The sequence below is a fragment of the Sorangium sp. So ce1014 genome, assembly GCF_051521505.1.
Classification (GTDB): Bacteria; Myxococcota_A; Polyangia; order Polyangiales; family Polyangiaceae; genus Sorangium.
This window is the reverse complement of record NZ_CP150356.1, coordinates 8,510,531-8,533,326: the sequence shown is the minus strand read 5'-3', so window position 1 is coordinate 8,533,326 and position 22,796 is coordinate 8,510,531. Positions and strand designations below refer to the sequence as shown.

At 71.2% G+C, this 22,796-nt stretch carries 19 protein-coding genes; 10 read left to right on the top strand and 9 right to left on the bottom strand.

Translation table 11 applies throughout. The annotated features are described in order from the left end of the window. The first annotated feature begins 239 nt into the window (after positions 1-239). Together WME75_RS32275 and WME75_RS32270 are read left to right on the top strand one after the other, a co-directional pair. The gene (locus WME75_RS32275; RefSeq protein WP_437479054.1) at positions 240-647 is read left to right on the top strand and encodes a hypothetical protein; all 408 of its coding nucleotides are present in this window, start codon (positions 240-242) and stop codon (positions 645-647) included. Further along, positions 644-1,114, top strand: a complete 471-nt coding sequence (locus WME75_RS32270) for an SRPBCC family protein (protein ID WP_437479053.1) — start codon at positions 644-646, stop codon at positions 1,112-1,114. Before WME75_RS32275 ends, WME75_RS32270 begins: the two co-directional genes overlap by 4 nt. Here the strand turns inward: WME75_RS32270 and WME75_RS32265 are convergent. Further along, on the bottom strand, positions 1,000-1,359 hold the full coding sequence (locus tag WME75_RS32265; RefSeq protein WP_437479052.1) for an FHA domain-containing protein: 360 nt from the start codon (positions 1,357-1,359) through the stop codon (positions 1,000-1,002). The two genes, WME75_RS32270 and WME75_RS32265, sit on opposite strands and share 115 nt — an antisense overlap. Before the next feature lie 625 nt (positions 1,360-1,984). Continuing rightward, the gene (locus WME75_RS32260) at positions 1,985-2,680 is read right to left on the bottom strand and encodes a TetR/AcrR family transcriptional regulator (protein WP_437494970.1); all 696 of its coding nucleotides are present in this window, start codon (positions 2,678-2,680) and stop codon (positions 1,985-1,987) included. An 83-nt stretch (positions 2,681-2,763) separates the two neighbouring features. Between WME75_RS32260 and WME75_RS32255 the strand changes: the two genes are divergently transcribed. Continuing rightward, on the top strand, positions 2,764-3,900 hold the full coding sequence (locus tag WME75_RS32255; protein WP_437479051.1) for an FAD-dependent oxidoreductase: 1,137 nt from the start codon (positions 2,764-2,766) through the stop codon (positions 3,898-3,900). 91 nt (positions 3,901-3,991) lie between these two features. On the opposite strand, the gene WME75_RS32250 is transcribed toward WME75_RS32255, so the two are convergent. Then, positions 3,992-4,765 carry a glutathione S-transferase family protein gene (locus WME75_RS32250; RefSeq protein ID WP_437479050.1) on the bottom strand — a complete coding sequence of 258 codons (774 nt, stop codon included), beginning with the start codon at positions 4,763-4,765 and terminating at the stop codon, positions 3,992-3,994. Positions 4,766-4,858: 93 nt separating this feature from the next. Here WME75_RS32250 and WME75_RS32245 point away from each other — a divergent pair, with 93 nt between their 5' ends. From WME75_RS32245 to WME75_RS32230, 4 genes are read left to right on the top strand one after another with little or no spacing between them, the layout of a single operon-like run. Next, positions 4,859-6,160 carry a DUF2169 family type VI secretion system accessory protein gene (locus WME75_RS32245; RefSeq protein ID WP_437479049.1) on the top strand — a complete coding sequence of 434 codons (1,302 nt, stop codon included), beginning with the start codon at positions 4,859-4,861 and terminating at the stop codon, positions 6,158-6,160. 20 nt (positions 6,161-6,180) lie between these two features. Next, positions 6,181-6,534, top strand: a complete 354-nt coding sequence (locus WME75_RS32240; protein WP_437479048.1) for a DUF4150 domain-containing protein — start codon at positions 6,181-6,183, stop codon at positions 6,532-6,534. Between the two features lie 4 nt (positions 6,535-6,538). Beyond that, on the top strand, positions 6,539-7,372 hold the full coding sequence (locus tag WME75_RS32235; RefSeq protein ID WP_437479047.1) for a hypothetical protein: 834 nt from the start codon (positions 6,539-6,541) through the stop codon (positions 7,370-7,372). Further along, positions 7,369-8,415 carry a hypothetical protein gene (locus tag WME75_RS32230; RefSeq protein ID WP_437479046.1) on the top strand — a complete coding sequence of 349 codons (1,047 nt, stop codon included), beginning with the start codon at positions 7,369-7,371 and terminating at the stop codon, positions 8,413-8,415. Before WME75_RS32235 ends, WME75_RS32230 begins: the two co-directional genes overlap by 4 nt. A gap of 22 nt (positions 8,416-8,437) precedes the next feature. Here the strand turns inward: WME75_RS32230 and WME75_RS32225 are convergent, their stop codons facing one another. Beyond that, positions 8,438-8,857, bottom strand: a complete 420-nt coding sequence (locus tag WME75_RS32225; protein ID WP_437479045.1) for a peptidase inhibitor family I36 protein — start codon at positions 8,855-8,857, stop codon at positions 8,438-8,440. A gap of 427 nt (positions 8,858-9,284) precedes the next feature. On the opposite strand from WME75_RS32225, the gene WME75_RS32220 reads away from it, so the two are divergent. Beyond that, complete coding sequence (locus WME75_RS32220; protein ID WP_437479044.1) at positions 9,285-13,058, top strand: protein kinase domain-containing protein; 3,774 nt, start codon at positions 9,285-9,287, stop codon at positions 13,056-13,058. A gap of 124 nt (positions 13,059-13,182) precedes the next feature. Here WME75_RS32220 and WME75_RS32215 read toward each other — a convergent pair whose 3' ends face one another. Then, positions 13,183-14,151, bottom strand: a complete 969-nt coding sequence (locus WME75_RS32215; RefSeq protein ID WP_437479043.1) for an NAD-dependent epimerase/dehydratase family protein — start codon at positions 14,149-14,151, stop codon at positions 13,183-13,185. Between the two features lie 26 nt (positions 14,152-14,177). Between WME75_RS32215 and WME75_RS32210 the strand changes: the two genes are divergently transcribed. Together WME75_RS32210 and WME75_RS32205 are read left to right on the top strand one after the other, a co-directional pair. After that, a complete protein-coding gene (locus WME75_RS32210; RefSeq protein ID WP_437479042.1) occupies positions 14,178-15,194 on the top strand; it encodes a fatty acid desaturase family protein in 1,017 nt (338 codons plus the stop codon). Positions 15,195-15,337: 143 nt separating this feature from the next. Continuing rightward, a complete protein-coding gene (locus WME75_RS32205) occupies positions 15,338-16,366 on the top strand; it encodes a glycoside hydrolase family 11 protein (RefSeq protein WP_437494968.1) in 1,029 nt (342 codons plus the stop codon). A gap of 249 nt (positions 16,367-16,615) precedes the next feature. Here WME75_RS32205 and WME75_RS32200 read toward each other — a convergent pair whose 3' ends face one another. The 4 genes from WME75_RS32200 to WME75_RS32185 all read right to left on the bottom strand — a co-directional run bounded on the left by WME75_RS32200 (position 16,616) and on the right by WME75_RS32185 (position 22,714). Beyond that, positions 16,616-17,194, bottom strand: coding sequence for a helix-turn-helix domain-containing protein (locus tag WME75_RS32200; protein WP_437479041.1), 579 nt, complete (start codon positions 17,192-17,194; stop codon positions 16,616-16,618). A 466-nt stretch (positions 17,195-17,660) separates the two neighbouring features. Further along, positions 17,661-18,791, bottom strand: coding sequence for an alpha/beta hydrolase family protein (locus WME75_RS32195; RefSeq protein WP_437479040.1), 1,131 nt, complete (start codon positions 18,789-18,791; stop codon positions 17,661-17,663). Positions 18,792-19,052: 261 nt separating this feature from the next. Next, a complete protein-coding gene (locus WME75_RS32190; RefSeq protein WP_437479039.1) occupies positions 19,053-19,676 on the bottom strand; it encodes an RNA polymerase sigma factor in 624 nt (207 codons plus the stop codon). Between the two features lie 110 nt (positions 19,677-19,786). Then, positions 19,787-22,714 carry an FG-GAP-like repeat-containing protein gene (locus tag WME75_RS32185; RefSeq protein WP_437479038.1) on the bottom strand — a complete coding sequence of 976 codons (2,928 nt, stop codon included), beginning with the start codon at positions 22,712-22,714 and terminating at the stop codon, positions 19,787-19,789. Between the last annotated feature and the right edge of the window lie 82 nt (positions 22,715-22,796).

Genomic DNA, 22,796 nt, shown 5'->3' with positions numbered 1-22,796 from the left:
GCCATTCGCGGGTCTGAGGGGAGGTTGCTCGGTCTCGTTTCCTGGCTCGGCATCGGAGTCACTGCGTGTCTGCGTGCGAGCCGAGTCCGGAACTACTGACACGATGAAGCCCTGCGGCTTTTCACGTTGCGGGTTACGAAGTAGTTCGGATTGAGCGACGCCGCAGCCAGCTGCTCGGCGGTGCTTTGCTTCAACGTGTGCGCCCGGCCGAGATCGACCCTGAAAGTAATCCGGCCTGATTGGTCGGCTTGAACCAGGTGCCCAACAATGCGGCGGGCGTTACTTTCACCCACTCGTTCGGCTGGAAGAGCGGCGGCGTCGTCGTGATGGAGGTCCGCCCGGAGCCGGTAATCTGCAATCTCGTGATCGAGGCACCGCGCACGTTGAGAAACTCCATGCGCGGCTTCACGGGCGTCTGCGCGGGCTTCGTGGCGCGGCTTCAGGCCGAAGGCGCACTGGCCGACGAATGGTCGGCGTCGGGTGTGGCGGACTTCTTGGCCACCATCCTGTCGATCGGGAACTGGCAGGAGCTCATCGAGGAGCGGAGCTGGTCCCGGCCGCGCTACGTCCACGCGATGCGTCGGAGCGTGGAGCAGAGCCTGCTCAGGCCGATGGAGATCAAGACGGCACCGAGGAGGCGCTCGTGAGCGGCGCGCAGCCGGAGCTTTTGGCGCAGGGCTCGGTGGAGATCGGCCGGCCCCTGCACGAAACGTTCGCGTACGTGTTCAACATGGAGAACTTCCCGGCTTGGTTCCCGGGCGTCGCAGCCATGCGTGAGCTCGACACGCTGGACCACGGGCAGGTCGGCAAGCGCTACCGGGAGACCGTGCGCATGCCCTTCGGGCGCACCGGCACGATCGACATCGAGGTGAAGGAGGCGCGCGTCGGGGAGCGTCTGATGACCGAAAGTGAGGGCTTCCTCTTGCCCCGCATGAGTGTGGATTTCGCGGCGCTCTCCGACGACGAGACGCGCGTCGAGTGGCGCATGGTCAGCCGCGATCAGCGGTGGTGGTTTCGCTGGCTTGTGGTCCCACTCCTGCGCCGCGTGATGCGCGGCCGAGCGCGCGACGGACTGCGTAAGCTGCGCGAGAACCTGGAGCGCGAGCCGTCGTGAATGGTGCCGACGTTCGAGCGCACGATCGCGACGACGTGAGCGCTGACGTCTCCCAGAATGGCGTCGCCGCCTGGCGCGAGCATGGTGGGCGCGGTGATCCGCTCGCAGTTCACCCAGGTGCCGTTGGTGGAGTCGAGGTCCTCGACGAGGACGTGGTCGTCGACGAGCGTGAACCGCGCGTGCAGGTGGGAAATCCGCTTATCGGGGATGCGCAGACCCGCGGGCGCGCGCCGGCCGACGACCATCCTCGGCTGGCCAGGGTCGAGCCGCATCGCTTCGACACCGCCGCGATGAAAAAACAAGACGGAGACGCCGTGCGGCCGCGGGCGCGCGGGCGGCCCATCCCCGCCGCCCGGGAGCCTCTCGGTGCTCGTGTCGTTCCGTCCGTCGTCGTGCCGCTGGTCGGCCATGGCTGCTCCCATCGCGAAGAAGAGTAGAGGCGCAACCCGCCCGACGTCGATGCTCAACATGCCCGATGGGCTCCCCGCCGCGCTCGCCTCCGGCGGCGATGCTCTGCCCACCCTATCCTCCACTGCGGGCCCTCTCTCGAAGGCGTCCCAGGCGTGGGCGCGACCAGCGGCGCGGCGAGGCCGGCCTTCTGTGCGAACACTCCGGAGCGGGCGCCGATCCGATCGATGAGCGCGCCGAGCGCGGCTTGCACCGCGGCGTCGGCTCCGTGGAGCCTGTCGAGACGGCGCATCCAGCGCAGCGGCGGCAGCGCAGGCCCGGCGCATCCTTATTCTGGGACCGCACTGGCTACGTGATTGTGGCGAAGTAGCCGCGCATGTCCGCGTTGTCGTTGGCGACGATGCGCGTCTTCGCGCCCTCGGAGGTTTCACCGACCGGCGCTTGCATCGCGACGTCCGCGGCTTACTCCGAGCCCGCGATTCCGGCGAGGATCAGGTCGATCCCGGCGAGGAACTCTTTGCGGTCGTCGTGGCCGGGGAGGTGGGCGGCGACGTTTCGCGTGAACGGGTACTCACGGGCGTCGAGCTCCCGCCACCGCGCCGCTGCCGCATCGAGGAAGTCGACGCGGTTCGTCGACGGCGCGAGCTCGCGGCGCGCGAACTGGCTCGCCATGGCGTTCTGGATGCTCACGCCGATGACGTAGCCGAGCAGCGTCGACGCCGCGGTGAACTGGGCGCTCCCGCGAACGCCCAGCGCCTCGACTTGGCGGCCGAGGCGTTCGTAGATCCGCAGCATCGCCGTCTCCCACGGAGCGCGTGAGAGCTGCGCACCCACCCACGGATGCGCCTCGATCGCGTCGAACACGCCGAGCGCGATGCCATGGATCGCTTCGTGCGGCTTGGTCGAGCCGCGCACTTCGCCCATCGTGCGCGCGACCACGGCGTCGGTCGCGGCGACGAGGAGCTCGCTCTTGTTCGTGACGTGCCAGTAGATTGCGCCCGGGCCCGTCGCCAGGCTCGTCGCGAGCGCGCGGAACGTCAGCCCATCCTCACCGTCCGCGTCCAGCAGCGCGATCGCCGCTTCGACGATCCGCTCGCGCGAGAGCGCGTCCTCGCGGCGTCTCTCGCGTTCCGGCCCTCGCGTCGCCTTCTTCGCCAAGGCTCCATCTTGACAGTTCTGGAGCGGCGTTCCAAGTAAATGAGTGGAACGGTGTTCCACGCTGAAGACTGAGAGGAATCACGATGACTTCTATCACCATCATTGGCGCCGGACCGGGCGGGCTCACCCTCGCACGCGTCCTCCACGTCCACGGAATCCGGGCGACCGTGTACGAGGCGGACGCCTCCGCCGAGGCGCGTACCCAAGGCGGGATGCTCGACATCCACGACTACAACGGCCAGCTCGCGCTCAAGGCCGCCGGCCTCTTCGACGAGTTCCGCCGCATCGTCCACGAAGGCGGTGAGGCGATGCGCATGGTCGATCCGCAGGGCACGGTCCTCCTCGACCAGCCGGACGACGGCACCGGCATTCGCCCCGAGGTGCTCCGCGGCGACCTCCGGCGCATCCTCCTCGACTCACTCCCGCCTGACGCCGTGCAATGGGGCCGCAAGCTCACGGGCGTGCGCGCGCTCGGCGACGGAAAGCACGAGCTCACCTTCGCGGACGGGTCGACCGTGACCACCGGCCTCGTCGTCGGCGCCGACGGCGCGTGGTCGAAGATTCGGCCACTCCTCTCCGACGTGAAGCCCGAATACGTCGGCACCGCCTACATCGAGACGTACCTGCTCGACGCCGACGCGCGGCATTCCGCCAGCGCCAAGCTCGTCGGCGGGGGCGCGTTCTACGCGCTCACGCCCGGCAAAGGCATCATCACGCACCGCGAAACGAACGGCGTCCTCCACACCTACGTCGCGCTCACGAAGCCAAAGGCGTGGATCGAGAGCATCGACTTCACCGACCCGAAGACGGCGCGGGCGCGCGTCGCCGCGGAGTTCGAAGGCTGGGCCCCGGCCCTGACCGCGCTCATCACCGACGGCGAGACCGATCCGGTCCCGCGCATCATCCACAAGCTCCCCGCCGGGCATCGCTGGGATCGCGTGCCCGGCGTGACACTCCTCGGCGACGCCGCGCACCTGAGCCTGCCCGACGGGGAAGGCGCAAACCTCGCGATGTACGACGGCGCGGAGCTCGGCAAGGCCATCGCCGCGCACCCGGATGACCTCGAAGCCGCGCTCGCCGAATACGAAGAAGAGATGTTCGTTCGTGGAGCGAAGGCCGCTCCCGAAGCCGCGGCGACCTTCGAGCTTTGCTTCGGCGAAACCGCCCCGCACGGCCTCATCGCATTTCTGTCGGGCGGGGAAGCGCGGTCGAGCGGCTGAGATGTGTAGCTGCCGTCGAAGCGCTGTTAGAGCACCGATCCGTTTGATTTTGTGATAATTGGGGGCGCTTCGATCGAAGGCTCCTATGCCATCAGATCTCGATCGGCCAGCCGAGGTGGCGCTCGTACATCCGGCTCCGGTGCTCGACGAGCGCGCGCGGCACCGCGTCGCCGATCGCCTCGCACGCGGTCCCGAAGGCCTGGCGGAGCAAGGGCTGCAGACGGGGGCAGTCGCTCTCCGGGATCGGGCAGAGCGGGGTCAGGAAGGTGGCGGCGTAGACGTCGAGCGCATTCGGTCGGTCGCCGTCGAGGTAGTCGCGGCCTCCGTCGAGGCGGGCGGCGAGGGCGGAGAGCGTGGTGACGATGCGGGCGCGCACGCGGTCGACGTCGCTCGCGGGGGAGTAGCCGTAGCGCGCCGCGAGGTAGTGCGCGACGGGCAGCGGAAAGCCGCGCTTGCCCCCGCTCGTCATCGAGGCGTGGATCATGAGGAGGCGCGCGTTCCAGCCGAGGCCCTCCTCGCCCGCGATCTCGTGCAGCAGGCCGACGATGCGGACGCGGTGATCGAGGTCGTCGGGGAGCAGGGCGCCCGGCGGGCCGAGGCGGGCGGCGAGGGTCGCGATTGCGGCCCAGTGGACGCGCGGGGGCTCGTCGTCGTGGAAGACGGCGGGCACGTTGTCGGCGCGCATCCACGCCGCGAGCTCCGCGTCGTCCCGCGAGGACCGCACCACGCGCACCGGCACGCCCTGAAGCCGGAACAGCCCCTTCGCGGCCTCCGACCAGGGGCTCGGGACCATCCCCGACGCGACAACGCGGACGCCGCGGGCCGCCTTCGCGGTCGCGACGTCGACGAACTCGATAGGATTCATGCGCCCGATGCTGCCCCCAAGCGGCCTCGCCTTTCAAGCCGCACCGGCCGATTCCACGCCGATCCCCGCCGCGAGTCCCCGCTGCGAGCGGCCTTGCTCCGCTCCGAAGCGGTCGGGTATCCTGCCGCGGCCGCGATGGAGCTCGAGAACCGCACTCCGTTTTCTGCGCTGGAGTACGACGTCGTCGACCCTCGGGGCGACGAATCGCACGTCGTCGTCGCGCGCGGCAGCTACGCGCTGCGCGCCGCGCCGAAGGCGGGCGAGAGCGACGGCGCGAGGATCACCCACGTTGCCGCCATCACCGAGGGTGAGCTCGTATTCTCGGATGTGGTCCACGGCGAGATCAACCGCAGCAGCGTCAAGTACGAGAGCGATCTCGCGCAGAGCAAGCCGAGGTGCGACGTCATCGTGATCGGCTCAGCGCACGCTCCGGCCGGCGAGGCTGTGGCGCGCGTGGACGTGCGAGCCCGCATCCGGCGCCTGGCCGCGATCGCCGACCTGGCGGAGGCCGGCACGCTGCTGGATCACCACCTGGCCGTCCGCGGGGCGCGGGCGTTCGAGCGCAAGGACGATGGATGGGCGCTGACGGATCCGGAGCCCTTCGTGGCGCTGCCGCTGCGCTACGAGCACGCCTTCGGCGGCCAGCTCAAGGTGTACGCCGAGGACGAGGCCGCGAAGCGGGTCGACGACGCGCACCGGCTGAGCGAGGAGGCGCGCCGGGCGCACCCGGAGGCGGACGCTGCCCCGGTGGCGCACGCGACCTGCGCGTACAATCCGTTCGGCGTCGGCTTCCTCGAGGGCTGGTACGCCGACGCGGTCGAGGTGAAGCGCTGGCCGGCCCCGCAGATCGAGGCGCCCGGCGCCGAGATCACGGCGGAGATCTTCGCGCGGATGGTGGCGGGCGAGGTGCGCGCCGGCGAGGTGCCGGAGCTGTCGCCGCGCGGGGTCGGCGTCATCGCCAAGCCCTGGCAGCCGCGGCTGAAGCTGGCCGGCACCTTCGATGCTCGCTGGCTCGCCGAGCGCTGGCCGTACATGCCGCCCGACTTCGACATGGCCTACTGGAACGGCGCGCACCCCGACATGCAGTGCGACTACCTGTTTGGCGGCGAGCTCGCGGAGCTGTGGAACCTGCTGCCGTCGAGCGCGCCGGGCGTGGCGCCCGAGACCGCGGGCACCGCCTGCCGCTTCCACGTGCCCGAGGCCGCCGTGGTCGTCCGGCTCACCGGCAAGGACGACGCGGTGAGCTTCGCCGCCGTGCCCATCGATACGGTCATCGTCGACCTCGAGCAGATGCGCCTGTCGCTCGTGTGGCGCGCGCGCATCCCGGCGTCGCTCGAGGTCGAGGGCATGAGCCTCCTGGCGCTCGGGTACATGAAACAGACGGGCGCGGCCTAGTCGAAGCACGGAGGAAGAACATGCCGATCGGAGCTCGAAAGGACAGCAGCTTCTACGCGGTGACCCTCGCCCCGGACGTGTGCTTGACCCCGGTGGGCGGCGCGATGGTGCCGGTCCCGTACATGCTCTACGCCAGCTTCGACAGCAGCATGAAGTGCATCGAGCACGTGAACCTCAACGGCAAGCCCACCTACGTCTACGATCACAGCCTGGCGCCGACCGTTCAGGGCGACGAGCCCGGCACCGGCGGAGGCGTCAAGTCGGGCGTGAACCAGGGCAAGGTGTGGTCGCACGAGGCGTCGACGAACGTCCGCGCCGACGGCCGGCGCATCGTGCGCAGGGGCGATCGCTGCTGGATGAACGTGAAGGCCTGACGCCGTGGCCCTCCCTCCCAGCGCGCAGATCGACGCCTCCGTTCGGGGCGAGACGCCCGGCGACGGCAACCCAGCCGCCAACGCGCTCGGGCGCGTCTACACGACGCAGAGAGAGGGAACGCAGGTGGCGTTCCTCGACGAGGAGCTCGCCAGGCAGCTCGCGGCGGAGGCCGCCAGGAGGGCGGCGCCGGGCGCCTTGTCCACCCTCGGCCCGGCGGCCGGCGGAGCGGCCGTCGGCGCGGGGGCGTGGGGCGCCATCGCCGGCGGCATCGGCCTGATCGGCATCTCGCGGACCCGTGCCCTCACCGAGGACGCGCTCACCGATCCGTCTCAGCGGCCGATGCGCACGCCCTTCCTGGGCCTGGACATGGGCCTCGGCCCCCGCGCGTCGCCGAGGCTCGACACAAACGTCCGGGTCACGCATCCCCGGTGCATCGTGGGGCGGCACGGCGAGCTCAAGAATATCTGCAAGCTGCTGCCGGGCGAGGGCTCCCAGTCGCACCACATCGTCCCCGACGAGTTCGTGCGATCGGGCACGCGCAACGGCTCCCAGTACCGGATCCTCTCCGAGGACGACGGCGCCGCCATCTGCATCCCCGGAAACGCCTTCATCAAGGGCACGCTGCACAACGCCATCCACGCGGACCTGAACAGCCTCCTCAACAACAAGGTCGCCGCTGGCCTGTCGACCGACGGCACCCTCCCGCTCTCCGACGTAATAGGATCGGCGCTCCGCGTGACCATCGCGTACAAGCCGGAGTGTACTGCCCAGATCCTCCGCGAGGTGACCAGGGCGTTTCAAGGGATCGACACCACCCAGCGAGTGAAGATCAGATGAACTCGAGCGGCGCGGATCCCCGAGCAACGCCGGACGATCCCGGCGACACCCCGATGACGATCACGGGCGCGCTCGCCCTGAGCGCCTCCAGCGTCTATCTCTCGGCGACCTTCGCCACGCCGGGCGATTATACCCCGCATACAAGGCTCTTCCTGTACGACGAGGGCGGCGCCCCGCCGTGGACGGCGCACGATGCCGGCTTCTTCACGGTCGGGCTGGAGCAGCATGCCGCCCCCGGGGAAGATCTCACGCTGTTCGCGCTCTCCCTGGACGGCGAGGTCGAGCTCCTGCCTGCGCGGGGCGCGGTGATCGAGCAGATCCCGGAGGCCGGGCTCTACGGGCCGACGTCGAAGGGATACGGTTTCCTCACGGCGCTGCGCCGCGTCGGCGATCGCCTGTTCGCCTGCGGGAGCGCGGGGCAGGTGTACCGGAGGCTCGGTCCCGGCCGCTGGGCGCACGCGGACGCGGGCCTCCTCCAGGCGCCCGGCGTGGACTTCAAGGATCTCGTGCGGCCCATCGACCTCCAGGGGCCGGCGGAGGACGACATCTACCTGGCCGCGCAGCAGCTCGGCCCGCTCGGGCTCGAAGGGAGCCTGTATCACCTAAGCGGCCCGCGGTGGCGCCGCCTCGAGGCGCCGCCGAGCGGCGGGCTCAACGCGGTTCACGTCGAGAGCGCGCAGCGCATCTGGGTGTGCGGGCACGAGGGAGCGCTGCTCGTCGGCAATCACCGTGACGGCTTCCGGAGCGTGTCGAGGGAGAGGAGCCCGCACCTCTTCCACGCCGTCGCCATGTACCAGGAGACCCTCTATCTCGGGTCGAACTACGGTCTCTTCCGCTACGACCTCGAGCGCCGGCGCGCCGTGCGGGTGCGCACCGGCCTCGAGCAGGAGCTGCGCTACATCCACACGATCGAACAGGCCGGCGGCGTCCTCTGGTGCGTCGGCCCCACGGACATCGCGCGCTTCGACGGCGAGACGTGGACCCGCGTCCATGCCCCGGAGGCGCCGAAGGGAACGACAGCTCCGAGCTCAAGCTCGACGTGATGGACTTCGCCCGATCATGGCGTCAGAAGACGTAGACGCTCTTCGGGATGAACGGCAGCGGGCTCAGGCCGCTCTCCGCGTAGATGGGATACGGATAGCCGATGCAGTCCTCGTTCTGGAACATCGCGGCGCCGACGCCGTTGGTGTTGTAGGCAGAGTGTGCCTTTCCCTCCCAGCCGTGCTCCGGAAGGTTGACGCACGTGCCCACCTGCGGGTTCAGCGCCCGGACGTTGAAGATTTCCCCGCCGTAGCCCTCCTCCTCGAAGAGGCAGAGGACGCCGTCGAAGGGGCAGGGAATGGGGTCCTCCTCCTGCGCCGAGGCCACCTCGGGAAGCAGCAGGCCTGCCCCCGCGAGGAGGCCGACGCCCACCAGGGCACGCAAGCCCAGGGAGCGGGACGGAGTGAAACGACGGAGGTTCTGAGCGCGATCGAGCCAGTGCATGTGGTTTCCTCCTCCTGCCCACCCATGGGCAGGTACTGCGGAGGCACCAAGCACGGAGGCTATTCACGCATTCCCGGCCTTCGACTGCTGTGGACAGGATGTGACATAAAAGGCACGCGGGGTCGCATGTCCCTGGAAATATCTTATCCTCCCGGATGACGGTTTCATGGACATGGAAGTTCTCCGCAAAGACTCACCATGTATGCCAGAAGGAGCGGCGGGTGGACTTCTGGAGGCTCATCGGCGGAGCCCGCGAAGCGCACGGTCAACATGAAGGGAGCATGAAGGGAGCGAACTACCGCGGTAACGAGTCGCACCGGTGACAACGTCCTCGGGGGCGAAACCACCCCTCACACCCGCGCTCGCGCCGGCGGAGCCTGACTCGTCAAGCGCGCCCGCGGTATGCTCCTCCCCCAGGAGCCCCTGCTTGTCCCGCGAAGGCCACCGATCCGAGCCATCCTCCGGCGTCACGGACGACGCCGACAGCCTCTCGTGCGGCGGCTCCACCGCTTCCTCGCCGTCCCTCGCGTTCCTCCGCCAGATCGCCCGCGTGCCCGAGGTCGTCCCCGTCGCCTCCCTCGACGCCGACGAGAGCGGCGCCTTCCTCGCCGCCGGTGAAGATCCGCCGCGCTTCGCGCTCCGCCGGCGCCTCGGGAGCGGCGGGTTCGGCACCGTGTACGAGGCCTTCGACGGAAAGCGCGGCGCGCTCGTCGCGCTCAAGGTGCTGCGGCGCCCGGACGCCAGGGCCATCTACCTGTTCAAGCAGGAGTTTCGCGCGCTGGCCGGGATCGTCCACCCGCGCCTGGTCCGGCTCTACGAGCTGCACCGGGACGACGCGCGCTGGTTCTTCACCCTGGAGCTCGTCTCGGGCACGGACGTGATCACCCACGTGCGCGGCGAGGAAGGCCCGGACGAGGCGCGCCTGCGCGCGGCCTTCCGGGAGATCGCCGAGGGGCTCTCGTTCCTGCACGACGCGGGCAAGCTCCACCGCGACATCAAGCCGTCGAACGTGATGGTCGACGCGGCCGGCGCCGTGAAGGTCCTCGACTTCGGGCTCATCGCCGATCTCGACGCCCCCACGGCGCCCGTGCGGGCGGGGACACCGAGGTACATGGCGCCGGAGCAGGCAGCGGGGCTCGCGATCGGGCCGGCCGCCGACATGTACGCCGTCGGCGTGATGCTCCACCAGGCGCTCACCGGCCGCCTGCCGGCGCAAGGCGGCGCAACACCCGCGCCGCGACCGGCCGCGACGGCTCTGCCCGAGGATCTCGACCGCCTCTGCCGCGAGCTCCTGGCGCACGACCCCGCGCTCCGACCCACGGCCCGCGAGGTCGCGGCGCGGCTCCTCGGCCAGGCCGCCGGCGCGCCGATCGCGCGACCCCCGGCGCCGGCGGCTCCCTTCGTGGGGCGCGCGGCCGAGCTGGGGCGGCTCCACGCAGCCCTCGACGAGGCGCGCGCGGGGCGCACGGTGGTCGCGCTGCTCCGCGGATCGTCGGGGATCGGAAAGAGCGCGCTCTTGCAGCGGTTCCTGGAGTCGGCGGGAGGCGGGCCCCCGGCCGTCAGGCTCGCGGGGCGCTGCTTTCAGCAGGAGTCGGTGCCGTACAAGGCGCTGGACGGCGTCGTCGACGAGCTCGGCCGGCTCCTCGCCCGCGCGGCGCCGGAGGACCTCGCCTTGTGGCTGCCCGACGACGTTGTCGAGCTCGGGCGCGTCTTTCCGGTGCTCCGGGAGGTGCCGGCGATCGCGGCGGCCGCGCCGCGCGAGGGGGCGGCGCCGGACGCCGCGGAGCGCAGGCGCCGGGCCTTCGCCGCGCTGCGCGGGCTGTGCGCGCGCCTCGGCCGCGCGCGCACGCTGGTGCTCGCGGTCGACGATCTCCAGTGGGGCGACCTCGACAGCGTCGCGCTGCTCGTCGAGCTGATGCGCCCTCCCGCGGCGCCGCCTTTGCTCTTCATCGGCTCGTACCGCGTGGAGGAGGCCGCCACGAGCCCCGTCCTCCGCGCGCTGCTCGCGGCGCTGCGCGAAGGCCTCGCGGCGGACGTGCGCGTGCACGAGATCGACGTCGGCGAGCTGCCCCCCGCCGACGCCGTGGCGCTCGCGGGCGCGCTGCTCGCGGGCGCGGGCGCGTCAGGCGGCGCGGCGGCGCGGATCGCGGCGGAGGCGCACCGCAGCCCGCTCTTCATCACCGAGCTCGCGCGCCTCGCGGGCGAGAGCGGCCCTCCGGGCGGCGGCGCCGCGCCCGACCTGTCCGCGTTGCTCGCGGGGCGCATCCGGCGGCTCCCCGCGCCGGCGCGGCGGCTGCTCGAGGTGGTCGCGGTGGCGGGGCAGCCGATCGCGCGGCGGACCGCGGCGCGCGCGGCGGAGGTGAAGGGCGAGGCGCTGGACGAGCCCGAGGCGCTCTCGCGGCTCGTCGCCGCGCAGGTCGTGCGCGTGCGGGAGGCGCACGACCGCGAGGAGCTCCTGCCGTACCACGACCGTGTCGGCGAGGCCGTGCTCGCCGCGCTGCCGCACGCCCATCGCCGCGAGCACCACCTTCGCCTCGCGCGCGCGCTGCGGGGTGAAGGCGGCGCCGAGCCGTCCCTGCTCGTGCACCACCTCCGCGGGGCCGGGCTCGACGCGGAGGCCGCGGCCTGCGCCATCGAGGCGGCCGCGCAGGCGCAGGCGGCCCTCGCCTTCGATCAGGCGGCGCGCTTCGCGCGCGAGGCCCTCGCGCTGGGCGAGCGTGACGCCGCCGTCGCCCGCGACGCCCGCCTCGCGCTCGCCTCCGCGCTGGCGAGCGCCGGCCGATCGCGCGAGGCGGCGGAGGCACACCTCGATCTCGCGTCGCGCGAGCCGCCGCGCGAGGCGCTCTCCCACCGGCGGCAGGCGATGCAGCTGCTCCTCGCGGGCGGCTACGTGGACGAAGGGCTGTCGGTGCTCGACGGCGTCCTTTCGGAGCTGGGGCTCTCCAGGCCGGCGTCGACGCTCGAGGCGCTCGCGCAGACGGCCGCCCTGCGCGCGCGGCTGTGGGCCCGTGGCCTCGCGTTCCGCGAGCGCGCGGAGCGCGAGATCCCCGACCGGGACCTGTTCGCCATGGACGCCTGCCACTCGGCCGCGAGCCTCGCCGTGGCGGCGCCCGTCCAGAGCGCGCCGTTCGCGGCGAGGCACCTGCTCCTCGCGCTGGACGCCGGCGAGCCGCACCGCCTCGCGCAGGCGCTCACCCGCGAGGCGATCCATGCCGCGGTCCGCGGCGGCCGGCGCGACGATGGCCGGCGCGCCGCCGCCTTGCTGGCGCTCCTCGAGCAGGTGGCCGCGCGCTCGCCGCGCCCGGAGACGCGCCATTTTCACCGGATGGCCGGGGGCGTGGCCGCGTTCGTCCGCGGGGAGCTCGAGCGCGCCGAGCTGCTCCTGCGGCAGAGCAGCGCGGCGCTCGGGGCGCACGGCGGCGACGGCGGGAGCGCCGCCAGCTTCGCGCACGCGCTGCTGGCGACGGTGCTCTGGCTCCAGGGCAAGATCCCCGGCCTCGCCGCGACAACGGCCGATCGCCTCGCCGAGGCGCGCGAGCGCGGCAACCGCTACCGCGAGACGATGATCCGCCTCAACGGCGCGTACCTGCTCGACCTCGCCGCCGATCGGCCGGCCTCGGCGCGCGCCACGGTGGACGCCGCCATGGAGCGCTGGTCGCGCGCCGGCTACCACCTCCAGCACTTCCGCGAGGTCCTCGCCCGCGGGCGGATCGCGCTCTACGAGGGCGACGCGGCCGCGGCCCTGCGCTTCGTCCTGGCAGGGACGCCGCCTCTCATCGGCTCCGGCATGGTCGCGATCCCGGTGGTGCGGGGCGAGCTCCACTACCTGCGCGCCCTCGCGTCGCTCGCGGTCGCCGCGCGCGGCGGCGCCCGGTCGATCGCCTTGCGCGTCTTCGCCCTCGCCGACGCGCGCGCGCTCGATCGGCGCGACGTCTGGTGGGGCCCGCCCGTGGCCGCGATGATCCGGGCCAGCGTCGCCGGGCAGCGCGGCCGCGCGATCGAGGCGGCCGAGCGCATGCGCGGCGCCGAGACCGCGCTCGACCGGCAGGGCGCCGCCCTCGTGGCGGCCGCCGCGCGCCGCGTGCGGGGGACCTGGCTCGGCGGCGACGAGGGGCGCGCGCTCGTCGCCTCGGCGGACGCGTGGATGGAGGCCCGCGGCGTGCGGCGCCCCGCGCGCCTCGCCGTCACGCTGGCGGGGTAGCGTAGGTGGTGGCCGGGTTTGAGCATGAAGGCGGGAAGGCGCGAAGAGAAGCTCCATGATCTTCCCGTCTTCCCGCCATCATGTGAATCACTCCGGGGCAAATCCGCTGGCAGCCACGCTCTTCTCACATGCGCGCCCGAACCCAGGCCCAGGTCCGGGCCAGGCACGGCTCGAGCGGCGAGACGCGGTAGCCGAGCTCCGCTTCGGCGCGCTGCGACGAGTAGCGCCGGTCGCGCGACGAGATCTCGGCGAGCTCGGGCGTGAACTCCGGCTCCTTGCCGGTGAGCGCCCCGCGGATCAGCGCGAGCCTGCCGTACCAGCGCAGCAGGGACGGGGAGAGGACGCGGGCTTTCGCGGGGCGCCCAAGGATCGTCGCGATCCGCTGATAGAGCTCCTGGAAGGTCAACAGGTGGCCGCCGAGCACGTAGCGCTCGCCAGGGCGTCCGCGGACGAGCGCCGAGAGGTGCCCCGCGACAACGTCTTCGATCGTCGCGACCGTCGTGGCTCCAGGCGGACAGCCGAGCGGCCCCCCGCGCGCTACCTGAAGCAGCATGCGGCTCGCGTTCATGTGGACGTCCTGCTCGCCGAACGTGATCCCTGGGTTGACCGAGAGCCCCTCGATGCGCGGCTCGGTGCGGACCATGGCCTCGGCCTGCGTCTTTGTGTCGAAGTAGCCGATCCCGGCGGACTGCCAGTTGTACGGCGTCTCTTCGTCTCCCGGCGCGGCGGAGGTCACGAACCCGAGCGTGGCGATCGAGCTCGTGAAGAGGAAGCGCCGCACGGAAGCCTCGATCGCCGCGTCGAGGAGCGCCCGCGTGCCGAGCACGTTCACGCGATGGAGCTCGTCGCGCCGCGGCGCCCAGTACGAGACGACGCCGGCTGTGTGCACGACGGCCTCCATGCCGCGCACGGCCCGCCCGAGCGATCCGGCGTCGCCGAGATCCCCGAGCACGACCTCGACCGCGGGTCCGAGAGCCTCCGCCCGCTCGGCGGGGCGTCGGACCAGGCAGCGGACCGCATGCCCCTCGGCGGCGAGCGCGCGCACCAGGTGCGAGCCGATCATCCCGGTGCTGCCTGTCACGAGAACCCTCACGAGACCCTCTCCGCTGGAGGACCGCGATGAAGCACCCGGAATGGCTGCGGCAGGCCATCGCCGCTGGGCGAGAGCTGCACTCTACTCGACAACCTCGGATCCGGCACAACGCGATCAACCTCCTGAGCCTCGCCGCGCTGATTTGCGGCGGTGGGCTTGTGGGGGCAGCGAGCGAGAGCGTGCCTGTCTGGCTCTACGTGCCCATCGGCAGCCTGCTCCTCGGCTGCATGCTCTTCGGCCTGTTCATCCTCGTGATCCACGAGTGCAGCCACGAGATGTTCGTGCTCCTCGCCGATCCCAGGCGCTCGCGCGCGCTCAACCACCGGATCGGGTGGCTCTTCGGCGTGATGCTCTTCACGGACTACGAGAACCACTGGGAGAAGGGCCACCTCCCGCACCACCTCCACCCCACCGACCCAGATCGCGACCCGCAGAACCCCGACCCGCTCGATGGCCGGCGGCTCCTCGCGCGGATGCGCTGGCTGTTGCTCCCGGGCGGCGCGCTCGCGCTGAACCCCTCGCGCCGCTACCCGGTCAGCCTGCCGCGCCTCGGCGCAGGGCTCGCGATCTGGGTCGGCCTCGGTGCGCTCGGCGTCAAGCTCGCGGGCTTCCAGGTGCCCGTCGTGATGGTCCTTTCGTTCAACGTCACCGCGCTGCTCAACCTCATCAAGATCGCCCAGGAGCACGGCTCGGGGCTCTCCCGCGAGGCCGATCCCTATCTGCGTACGCGGACGTATTTCTACGCAACGTCGATCCTGACCTCCCCCTTCAACATCAACTACCACTTCGAGCACCACGCGAGCTTCGGCGTGCCCTGGTACGCGCTCCCGGCGTTCCACCGGCGCGTGATCGAGCTCATGCCGAGCGAGCTCCACGCGTACTACGTGACCCGCGGCTTTCGCGCGTTCTGTGCCCAGCTCGCCGGCCGGCGCCCGCTCCCGCCCGCCGAGCTGCGGTCGCTGACCCATGCCCGTCGCACGATAGGGCGTGACAGGAGCGCCGGCCCTCGAGCGATCGACGCCGCGCGGGGGCGACGATTGTGAGGTGAGCGGGGACCTTGATCCTCACTCGGCAGTGTCGGGCGCGACGAAGTGAAGTGGATGTTTGCGCGGGTCTGGAAACTTCTGCCCGATGCACCAACCCGACGACGAGCCATCCTTCAAACGGTTCGCCTCGCTTGATCAAAATGTGCAGACCCTGGCATGCTCCGACCATGAAGCTTCTCGTTCCGTCCCCCTGGTCGCTGGGTACTCTCGTCGCTTGCCTGGCTGGCGCGGCCTTCACGGGCTGTGCCGGCTCCGGGGAGGTGAAGGACGAAGCCGGGAGCGGCGGATCGATCGCAGGATCCACCGGCGGGAGCGGAAGCGGTGGCCCACCGGGCGCCGGGGGCGCGGGCGCTAGCCCGGCTACCGGTGGCGTCACGGGGAGTGGCGGCGCGAGCAGCAGCGGTGGGCTCCCTGGCGCGGGCGGCGCGACGGGTGGAGGTGGCTCCACCGGCGACGGCGGCGGCGGCGGGTCCACGGGCGCCGGCGCGGACACCTGCCCGCCAGCGACACCCCTGACCGGAGGCATGGAGTATTGCTCGAACAGCCGAGGCAATGCGGGCAGAGGTTACGGTTATGAGCTCTGGGCGGAAGGAGGCGGGTCGGGCTGCATGACCGTGCACGGCGTCGACGCCACGTTCAGCGCGGAATGGAACAACGTCGAGGATTTCCTGGCGCGCGTCGGGCTCGACTTCAACCAAACCCAGAAGCACACCCAGATCGGCACTTTCTCGGCGGAGTTCGCGCACACAAAGACGGAGGAGGCCGGCGGCTTCACGTACATCGGCATCTACGGCTGGACCGTCAACCCGCTGCGCGAGTTCTACATCCTCGACGACTGGGGGAGCCAGAAGCCGGGAGGGTTTTCTTCCGACGGGACGCCGCGGGACGAGGTGGGCACGCTCACTGCCGATGGCGAGACCTACGACGTGTGGAAGAAAACCCGCGTGAACAAGCCGGCCATCACGGGTTCGAGTGAAACGTTCGATCAGTACTTCAGCATCCGGCGGACGGCTCGCACGTGCGGCACCATCTCCGTCTCCGAACACTTCACCCAGTGGGAAGCGCTCGGCCTTCCCCTGGGGAATCTGCACGAGGTCAAGCTGTTGCTCGAGGCCCAGTCCAACAGCGGGACAGTCAAGTTCACGACGGCGAAGGTCGTCGTGGATTGAGCGGGCAGGAGACGACGATCCAGCTGTACTTCAGCTGAAACTTGTCGTCTCGAGCGCGGGGCGAGTCCTACGCGCCAGCCCGGACATCACGGTGCGGAACCGCGCATTGCCCCGGCGGGTGGGGTCGAGCGCCCTGTTCGCCCCGGCCATGGAGAACAGCTCGACGGTGGGTTCGAGCGCGTGCTGCGCCGTGAAGGCCAGCCTCTGCGTCGTCTCGCAGATCCAGGGACGAACTCGGGGAACGCTGTGCTAGGCGGCCGCGCTCCCGCGGCCGGCTGCGCCGTTTCGCCCTTCGGTGAGCTTCGCTTCGTGCTTTGCGACCCACTTGCGGAGCCGCTGCGACAGCGGTGACCGTCCGTTTTCGTAGTTGGCGACAGAGCTGCGCGCGAGGCCGAGCTTTTCGCCGAGCTCGGCCTGCGAGAGTCCGAGCTTCTCGCGAAGCATCTTCAGCGCCGTCGAGCCCGTCGCCGCTTGCGCGCGCGCCGGTGCGCTCGGAGCCGGTGCGCTCGGAGGGGGAGGCGGCACGACCTCGATCGCGCGCCCGGCCCGCTGCGCGCGCTCAGCCACCACCGGCGGCGACTCGGTGCGGGCGCCTACCGAAGCGGTGCGCCGCGCGACGGGCGCTCGGACGCTCCTCGCGCTCCCCGCAAACTTCTCGCCGCAAAACGGGCAGTAGTCGAACGCGAGGAGCTTGCCCGAGTCGGTGCGGAGCTCGACTCCCTGGATCGAAGCTGGAAGCCCTTGCGCGCGGCGCTCCTCGCTCGACCACCCGTACACGAGCGTGAGCCCGGGCTCCTCTTGATTCACCGGCAGATCGGTCTGACTCATCCGAAGGCAGACCGTCCTGCCATCGCGTGTGCACTGTCGTCCGATCATGGGCATTGTCGTCTCCTCGTTCGAAGGGGGTGCGGGCGCAGGGCATACCCGGTCGAACTTTTGCGCAGTACTGTTCACCTGTCAAGGTGGAACAACGGAGCGCGAGCGCGCGAGGCGCAGCCTGGGCGAGGAGGAGGCGATGATGTAGGACAAGCCGCGCCGCGCGCGCGCCTGTCAGCGCCCGACGGTCCTGCTCCCGCTCGCGGTCGTGCCAGCTTGCGGCCTCATGGGGCCAGCCCGTGAAGGGCGGGGGCGGCCCCCTGGCCCGATGACCCTGCAACGGGGGGCCCCATGACCCTGCGACGTGGCAAACAGCTTATCCACGCATCGACGGGCGCGTTCACGCCACGGCTCGCGGGGCCCGCCTTGCCGGTCAAACCGCCCTGCTCCTCGGAGCAAGGCGGTTTGGCGATCCACTCTAAAGCAGATTGGCAGAAGAGATATTCCAGCTTCTGTCGCTGCAGAAGCGGCAGCTCGCGCCGACGAGCATGCCCTTGCCGGTGGCCGATTCGTCGCCCTTGAGCCACCAGTTGAGCCACGCCAGGTTGACTTGAGTGAACTCGCCGCCGTTCCGAGCCCACAGATCGCCCCCGTGATCCGCGCCTACCTTGGCGAACATCATGACCGGGATATCACCCAAGGCGGCGATGTTCTCGAAGTCTCTCGCGCCGTTCTCGTCCGCGCCCAGGCTATCCTCGGTGCCGGTGACGATCAACACGGGCGTATGAATCGAGTCGTAGAATGCCTGATTCGCCGAGAAAGAGCCGCTGCTCGTGTGTCCCCAGGTCGTCATTCTGGGATCTGCAGCGGTCCCCGCCGCCATCAAGCCGCCGCAGGAGAAGCCGTTCGAGGCGACCTTCGTGGCTTCGATACGCTGGTAGTAGGCGCTGCAAGGCTTCCCGTTCTCGGCGATCACCCAGTCGATGTAGGCGAGCAGCACGTCGCCTCCGCCCCCGAGCTCGCGGTTGGGCTCCGTGTTTCCCGGTGTCCCGTCCGCCACCACGAAGTAGCCGTGCGAGGCAATCTCGGCCATGGCCGCCTCAGTCGCGAACCCGTCTCGCGAACATCCGCCCTGCCCCCAGACGAAGATCGGATACCTGGCGTCTTTACCGAGATCCGCCGGACGAAATATGGTGCCCTGGTTGATGCCCGGGTCTGAATTCGTCTCGACGACCACCTCATGAGGGCCGCTCCCCGACATGTTTTGACGAGCCGATTGTGACTCGGTGCACGTGCCGGTAAAGCCGCCGCCGCCGCCGCCCGAGCCTCCGTTCCCGCCCGCCATTTCCCCGCCGCCGGCAGGCGCTCCTCCGCCCGAGCCGGAGGGCTCAGACCCTCCGGTCGTGCTCTGTGAGCCACCCGAGCCCGTAGGCAGAGGCCCCCCGGTGGCGCCCGCCTGCTCGCCGCCCGAGCCGCTCACGCTCCCTCCTGTGGCCGCCGGGGCTCCGCCGCTTCCCCCGAGGTTGCCGTCGTCAATTGAGCCGCCGCAAGCGCCGACAATCATGCCCAGCGCGGCCCAGGTGAAAGCCCAACTCGATTTGGTTTTCATAGCGACTCCATACGGACCCCGGCGGCACGCCGTCGATCGCCCAAGCAAAAGGATGCCCTTTCCGGCCAATGTGAGCGTTCACATGTTGGATGTCAATTCCAATCGACCGGCCTGCGGCTGTCCTCGATCCCGAGGGAGGACGAGGCTGGCGGGTCTCCTTTGGAGCGCCGCGTCGAGCGAGGGATGAAAATCTCGACTGTTTCCGGCGACCGCTCGTCATCGACCGGTGTTTCCGGCGAGATTTCTGACACGTGAAGCCAGTCACCCCTCGCCGAACAGCCCCGCGCGCCGGCCCGCCTCGACGAGCTGATCTTTCACCGTCTGGAAGCGCTTGCGCAGCCGCTGCGCCTCCCGCTTCAGCGCGACCTCGTCCACCACCGCCTCTTCATCGAGCATGACCCGCGCCACGTCCTTCCACTCCAGCCCCTTGTCGAGGCGCAGCACGAGCAATATCCGATCGTCCGGCGGCAGCGCCTCGCGCAGCTCCATGAGCTTGTCCTTCGCGTCGGTGCGCAGGTAGGGCCGCGTCTCGGTGCGCACCTGCTGCTCGATCGCGCTCAGCTCCGTCGTCCCGACCGAGGGGCGCACGCGCCTGTCGCGGGCGCGCCTGTCGCGGGCGTGGTTCTTCGCCGCGTTCCGCGCGATCGTATAAGCGAAGGTGCGTAACGAGCACTCCCACGCGAAGGTCGGCAGCCCGCGCAGGATGCGCTCGCACCACAGCGAGAAGACGTCGTCGGGGTCCTCCTCGCGGCGGAGGAGCGCGGTCAAAAAGCCGAGGATCTCGGGCCCGTAGCCGCGGATGGCGAGCTCGGCGGCCCGCGTGACGGCGCCGCTCTCGCAGTGCTCGCGGACCTCGCGCTCGAGGTGCTCTCGATCGACGGACATCGTGGCGCCGAGGATATCATCGTCCGCCGACCCTCCGCGGTCGACGAGCCCGCCGCCGTGCGACGGCGCTCATCGTGATCGGGATCGACGCCTCGACCGTGGACACCGCTTCACGGCGCGAGCGCGCACCAGAGGCCGTCCGACGCGCGGCCGCACAGATCGGCGCGGCCGTCGCCGTCGACGTCGCCGAGCTGCACCGTCGCCCCGTACCGCGCGGGGAGCCACCCCTGGGCATCGCCGAAGGCGCCGAGCGAAGCGGGGCGCGCCGCGCCGAAATCGAGGCGGTTCGACATGGCGCACAGCGCGCCGGAGGTGCCGCGGCCACAGAGGTCGGCGTCGCCGTCGCCGTCGACGTCGCCGAGGCCGAGGCTCCCCCAGTGGCCCGGCGCCGCGTCGAACTCGGACGCGTCGCCGTAATCGGGCGCGCCGCCGCGGCTGTACGACCAGACGTGCGGCCGCACGAACCCGGGGCCGGAAGCGCTCGCCACGGCGCACACAACGCCCGACGGCCCGCGGCCGCAGGCGTCCGCCGCGCCGTCGCCATCGATGTCGCCGAGCTGGAGCGTGGCGCCGTAACGCTCCGGCAGCCAGCCGTTCGCGTCGGACATCTCGGCGAGCCAGAGCGTCGCCGCCCCGAAGCTCCCGGCGCTCGTGTTGATCGCGCAGCGCACCCCGTCGGCGCCGCGGCCGCACACGTCGGCGTGGCCGTCGGCGTCCACGTCGGCGAGGTGGATCGAGCGGTAATGGCTCGGTGCGTCGGCGAATCCCTCCGCGTCGGAGAAGCTGTATGTCCACCAGACGCCGCCGGAGGTCACGAAGGCGTCGCCGGCGGCGTTCGCGACCTGGCAGAGGATGCCGTGGATACCGCGGCCGCAGACGTCGGCCTTGCCGTCGCCGTCGATGTCGGCGAGCTGGATCGTGTTGCCGTATCTCGCGGGCTGCCAGCCGTTCGCGTCGGAGAACTCCGTCGTGTACCGCTGCGCGGGGAGGAACCCGCCTGCGCCGTTGCTGCGCGCGCAATACACGCCGTCGGCGCGCCGCACGCACGCGTCGGCCTTGCCGTCGCCGTTCACGTCGCCGAGCCGGACCGTGCGGGTGGTGGACTCGCTCGTGCCGATCTGGGCGTCCGAGAAATCGTTGCCGGACGACCAGCGCGTGGGCGCCGAGAGCTGAATCGCGAACCGCTGTGCCTCGCCGCCATTGCAGTCGATCATCTGCACCGGCGCGCCGTTCGCGGTGTTGCCGCCGGCGACCGCGAGGCACCTCCCCTGGAGGCCGCGGATCTGGCCGCCGTCCAGCATCGTCCACCCCTGGCCCGCGGTCTCGGCGCAGTTCTCGAGCACCACGAGGGCGCCGTTCGCGGTGTTGCCGCCGGCGACGCCGAGGCAGCGCCCGCCGATGCCGCCGATGCGGCTCTCCGCGACGGTCCATGGCTGCGCCGAGGCCGTGGAGCAATCGGCGAGGACCACGGGCGCGCCGTTCGACGTGCCGACGGCAGCGAGGCATTTGCCCCCGGGCGCGCCGAGGCGGCCCGAGACGCCCGCGATGGCCGATCCCACGTACCGGCGCCGCGCCCAGGCGCGATAGTCCGGCTTGTCCGGGTCGCAGGTGGTCCCGGTGCCGCACGCGCTCATGTCCGTGCAGGTGAACCGGTCGCATTGCGCATACCACCGGAATGCGTCCCAGGTGATGTCGAACTCGGCGTCGGCGACGTTCGCCTGCTCGTTGGAGATGTCGTAGCCCCGGTAGGTCTGGAGCGCGTGCCCGGCGGCGTAGGCCTGGTGCGCGGCGAACGCGAACATCGATGTATAGTAATGGTCGGTGTGGTCGCCGGCGTGGCCGTGGTCGCTGTTCAGCGTGCCGACGCGGCTCGCGCGGTAATCGAGCATCAGGCGCGAGAGGACGGCGATGAGCTCCTCGCGGGTGTAATCGACGGGGACCTCGCCGGCGGGGTCATCGTCGGTGCGGTCGACGCGCGGCACGGTCGGTGCGCCCCCATTCCAGAGGTCGCTCAGGAGCGCGGTGTCCGGGGACGAGGGGAGCCGCAGGAACACGAGCCCGACGCGGCCGGCGCTCCCGTCGAGCGCGCAGCGCACGAGCTCCTTGTCCAGCACCGCGGCCTCGGCGCAGCTCCAGCCATTGGCGAGGCCAGCCATCGCCGCATAGGCGGCCTTCATCCCGGCCTCCCGCTCGTCCATGACGGGCAGGCCATTGCCGCCGAGGCCCGCGGTGACGTAGACGGTCTGCACGAAATTCCCTGCCTGGATCGAATCCGCGATATCGGGGTTCATGAAGAGCAGATCGTCGTCCTGGTGCGCGACGACGTAGAGATCGCGCTCGGGCGCGGCGAGCGCCTCCCGGGCCGTTGTGGCGACGCTCTCGCGCTCCACGAAGAAGATGTTCTGGGCGTCGCTCTGCCCGGAATAGAGGCTGTCCAGCGTTGTGTCGGTGAGCGTGCGGACGACGGCGGGCGGCGCCCCCGGATCGATGCGGCGACCGGCGCCGGAGCCGGCCCAGATGCTCACGGTGGCGCCGTGACGGCCGCTCGCATTGGCGGGGCCGAAGACGTACCGCGCGAGCCATGTCTGCTGCGTGGTCCCGGCGATGGCGCTCGTCGGGCCGGCGCCGTCGACGAGCAGGCCCGCGGGGCTCGACGTGTCGAAATGGAGGCCGTGGTGCTGGTGGGCGGTCGTCCAGGAGCTGACGCCCATGGGCACGTGGTACGCGTAGCCGGCGGACGGCGCGGCCATGCGCCCGGTGACGGCGATCCACCGGGTGGCGTGCGCGGCCGACAGCGGGGCCGCGAACCGGCGCCGCCAGTAGCCGTAGGTCTGCGCGAGCTCGCCGCCCGCCCGCGCGAAGGGCCAATCGTCCGTCCAGCCGACGGCGCCGCCCGCCTCGCCGTCGTGCTCGTCGTAAGCGAGGATCTCGGCGCGCGCGCTGGCCGGGGCGGCCGCCCCGGCCAGCAGGGCGCCCAGCGCCGTCAGGGTCCGCGCCGCCTTGGTCCACAGGTGTGCTCTCGGATCGATGCGAGTCATGGCTCTGCTCCTCGGGTGAGGCCGGCCCTCCGCCGGCGTTCCTCGAGGCAGACCCGCGCCGGCGCGGGTGTGAACAGAAATC

Coding starts and splice junctions, on each gene's coding strand:
- WME75_RS32265 (WP_437479052.1), bottom strand. CDS start 1,359: ATGGTCGTCGGCCGGCGCGCGCCCGCGGGTCTGCGCATCCCCGATAAG.
- WME75_RS32255 (WP_437479051.1), top strand. CDS start 2,764: ATGACTTCTATCACCATCATTGGCGCCGGACCGGGCGGGCTCACCCTC.
- WME75_RS32250 (WP_437479050.1), bottom strand. CDS start 4,765: ATGAATCCTATCGAGTTCGTCGACGTCGCGACCGCGAAGGCGGCCCGC.
- WME75_RS32240 (WP_437479048.1), top strand. CDS start 6,181: ATGCCGATCGGAGCTCGAAAGGACAGCAGCTTCTACGCGGTGACCCTC.
- WME75_RS32230 (WP_437479046.1), top strand. CDS start 7,369: ATGAACTCGAGCGGCGCGGATCCCCGAGCAACGCCGGACGATCCCGGC.
- WME75_RS32225 (WP_437479045.1), bottom strand. CDS start 8,857: ATGCACTGGCTCGATCGCGCTCAGAACCTCCGTCGTTTCACTCCGTCC.
- WME75_RS32210 (WP_437479042.1), top strand. CDS start 14,178: ATGAAGCACCCGGAATGGCTGCGGCAGGCCATCGCCGCTGGGCGAGAG.
- WME75_RS32205 (WP_437494968.1), top strand. CDS start 15,338: ATGTGCAGACCCTGGCATGCTCCGACCATGAAGCTTCTCGTTCCGTCC.
- WME75_RS32200 (WP_437479041.1), bottom strand. CDS start 17,194: ATGAGTCAGACCGATCTGCCGGTGAATCAAGAGGAGCCCGGGCTCACG.
- WME75_RS32195 (WP_437479040.1), bottom strand. CDS start 18,791: ATGAAAACCAAATCGAGTTGGGCTTTCACCTGGGCCGCGCTGGGCATG.
- WME75_RS32190 (WP_437479039.1), bottom strand. CDS start 19,676: ATGTCCGTCGATCGAGAGCACCTCGAGCGCGAGGTCCGCGAGCACTGC.
- WME75_RS32185 (WP_437479038.1), bottom strand. CDS start 22,714: ATGACTCGCATCGATCCGAGAGCACACCTGTGGACCAAGGCGGCGCGG.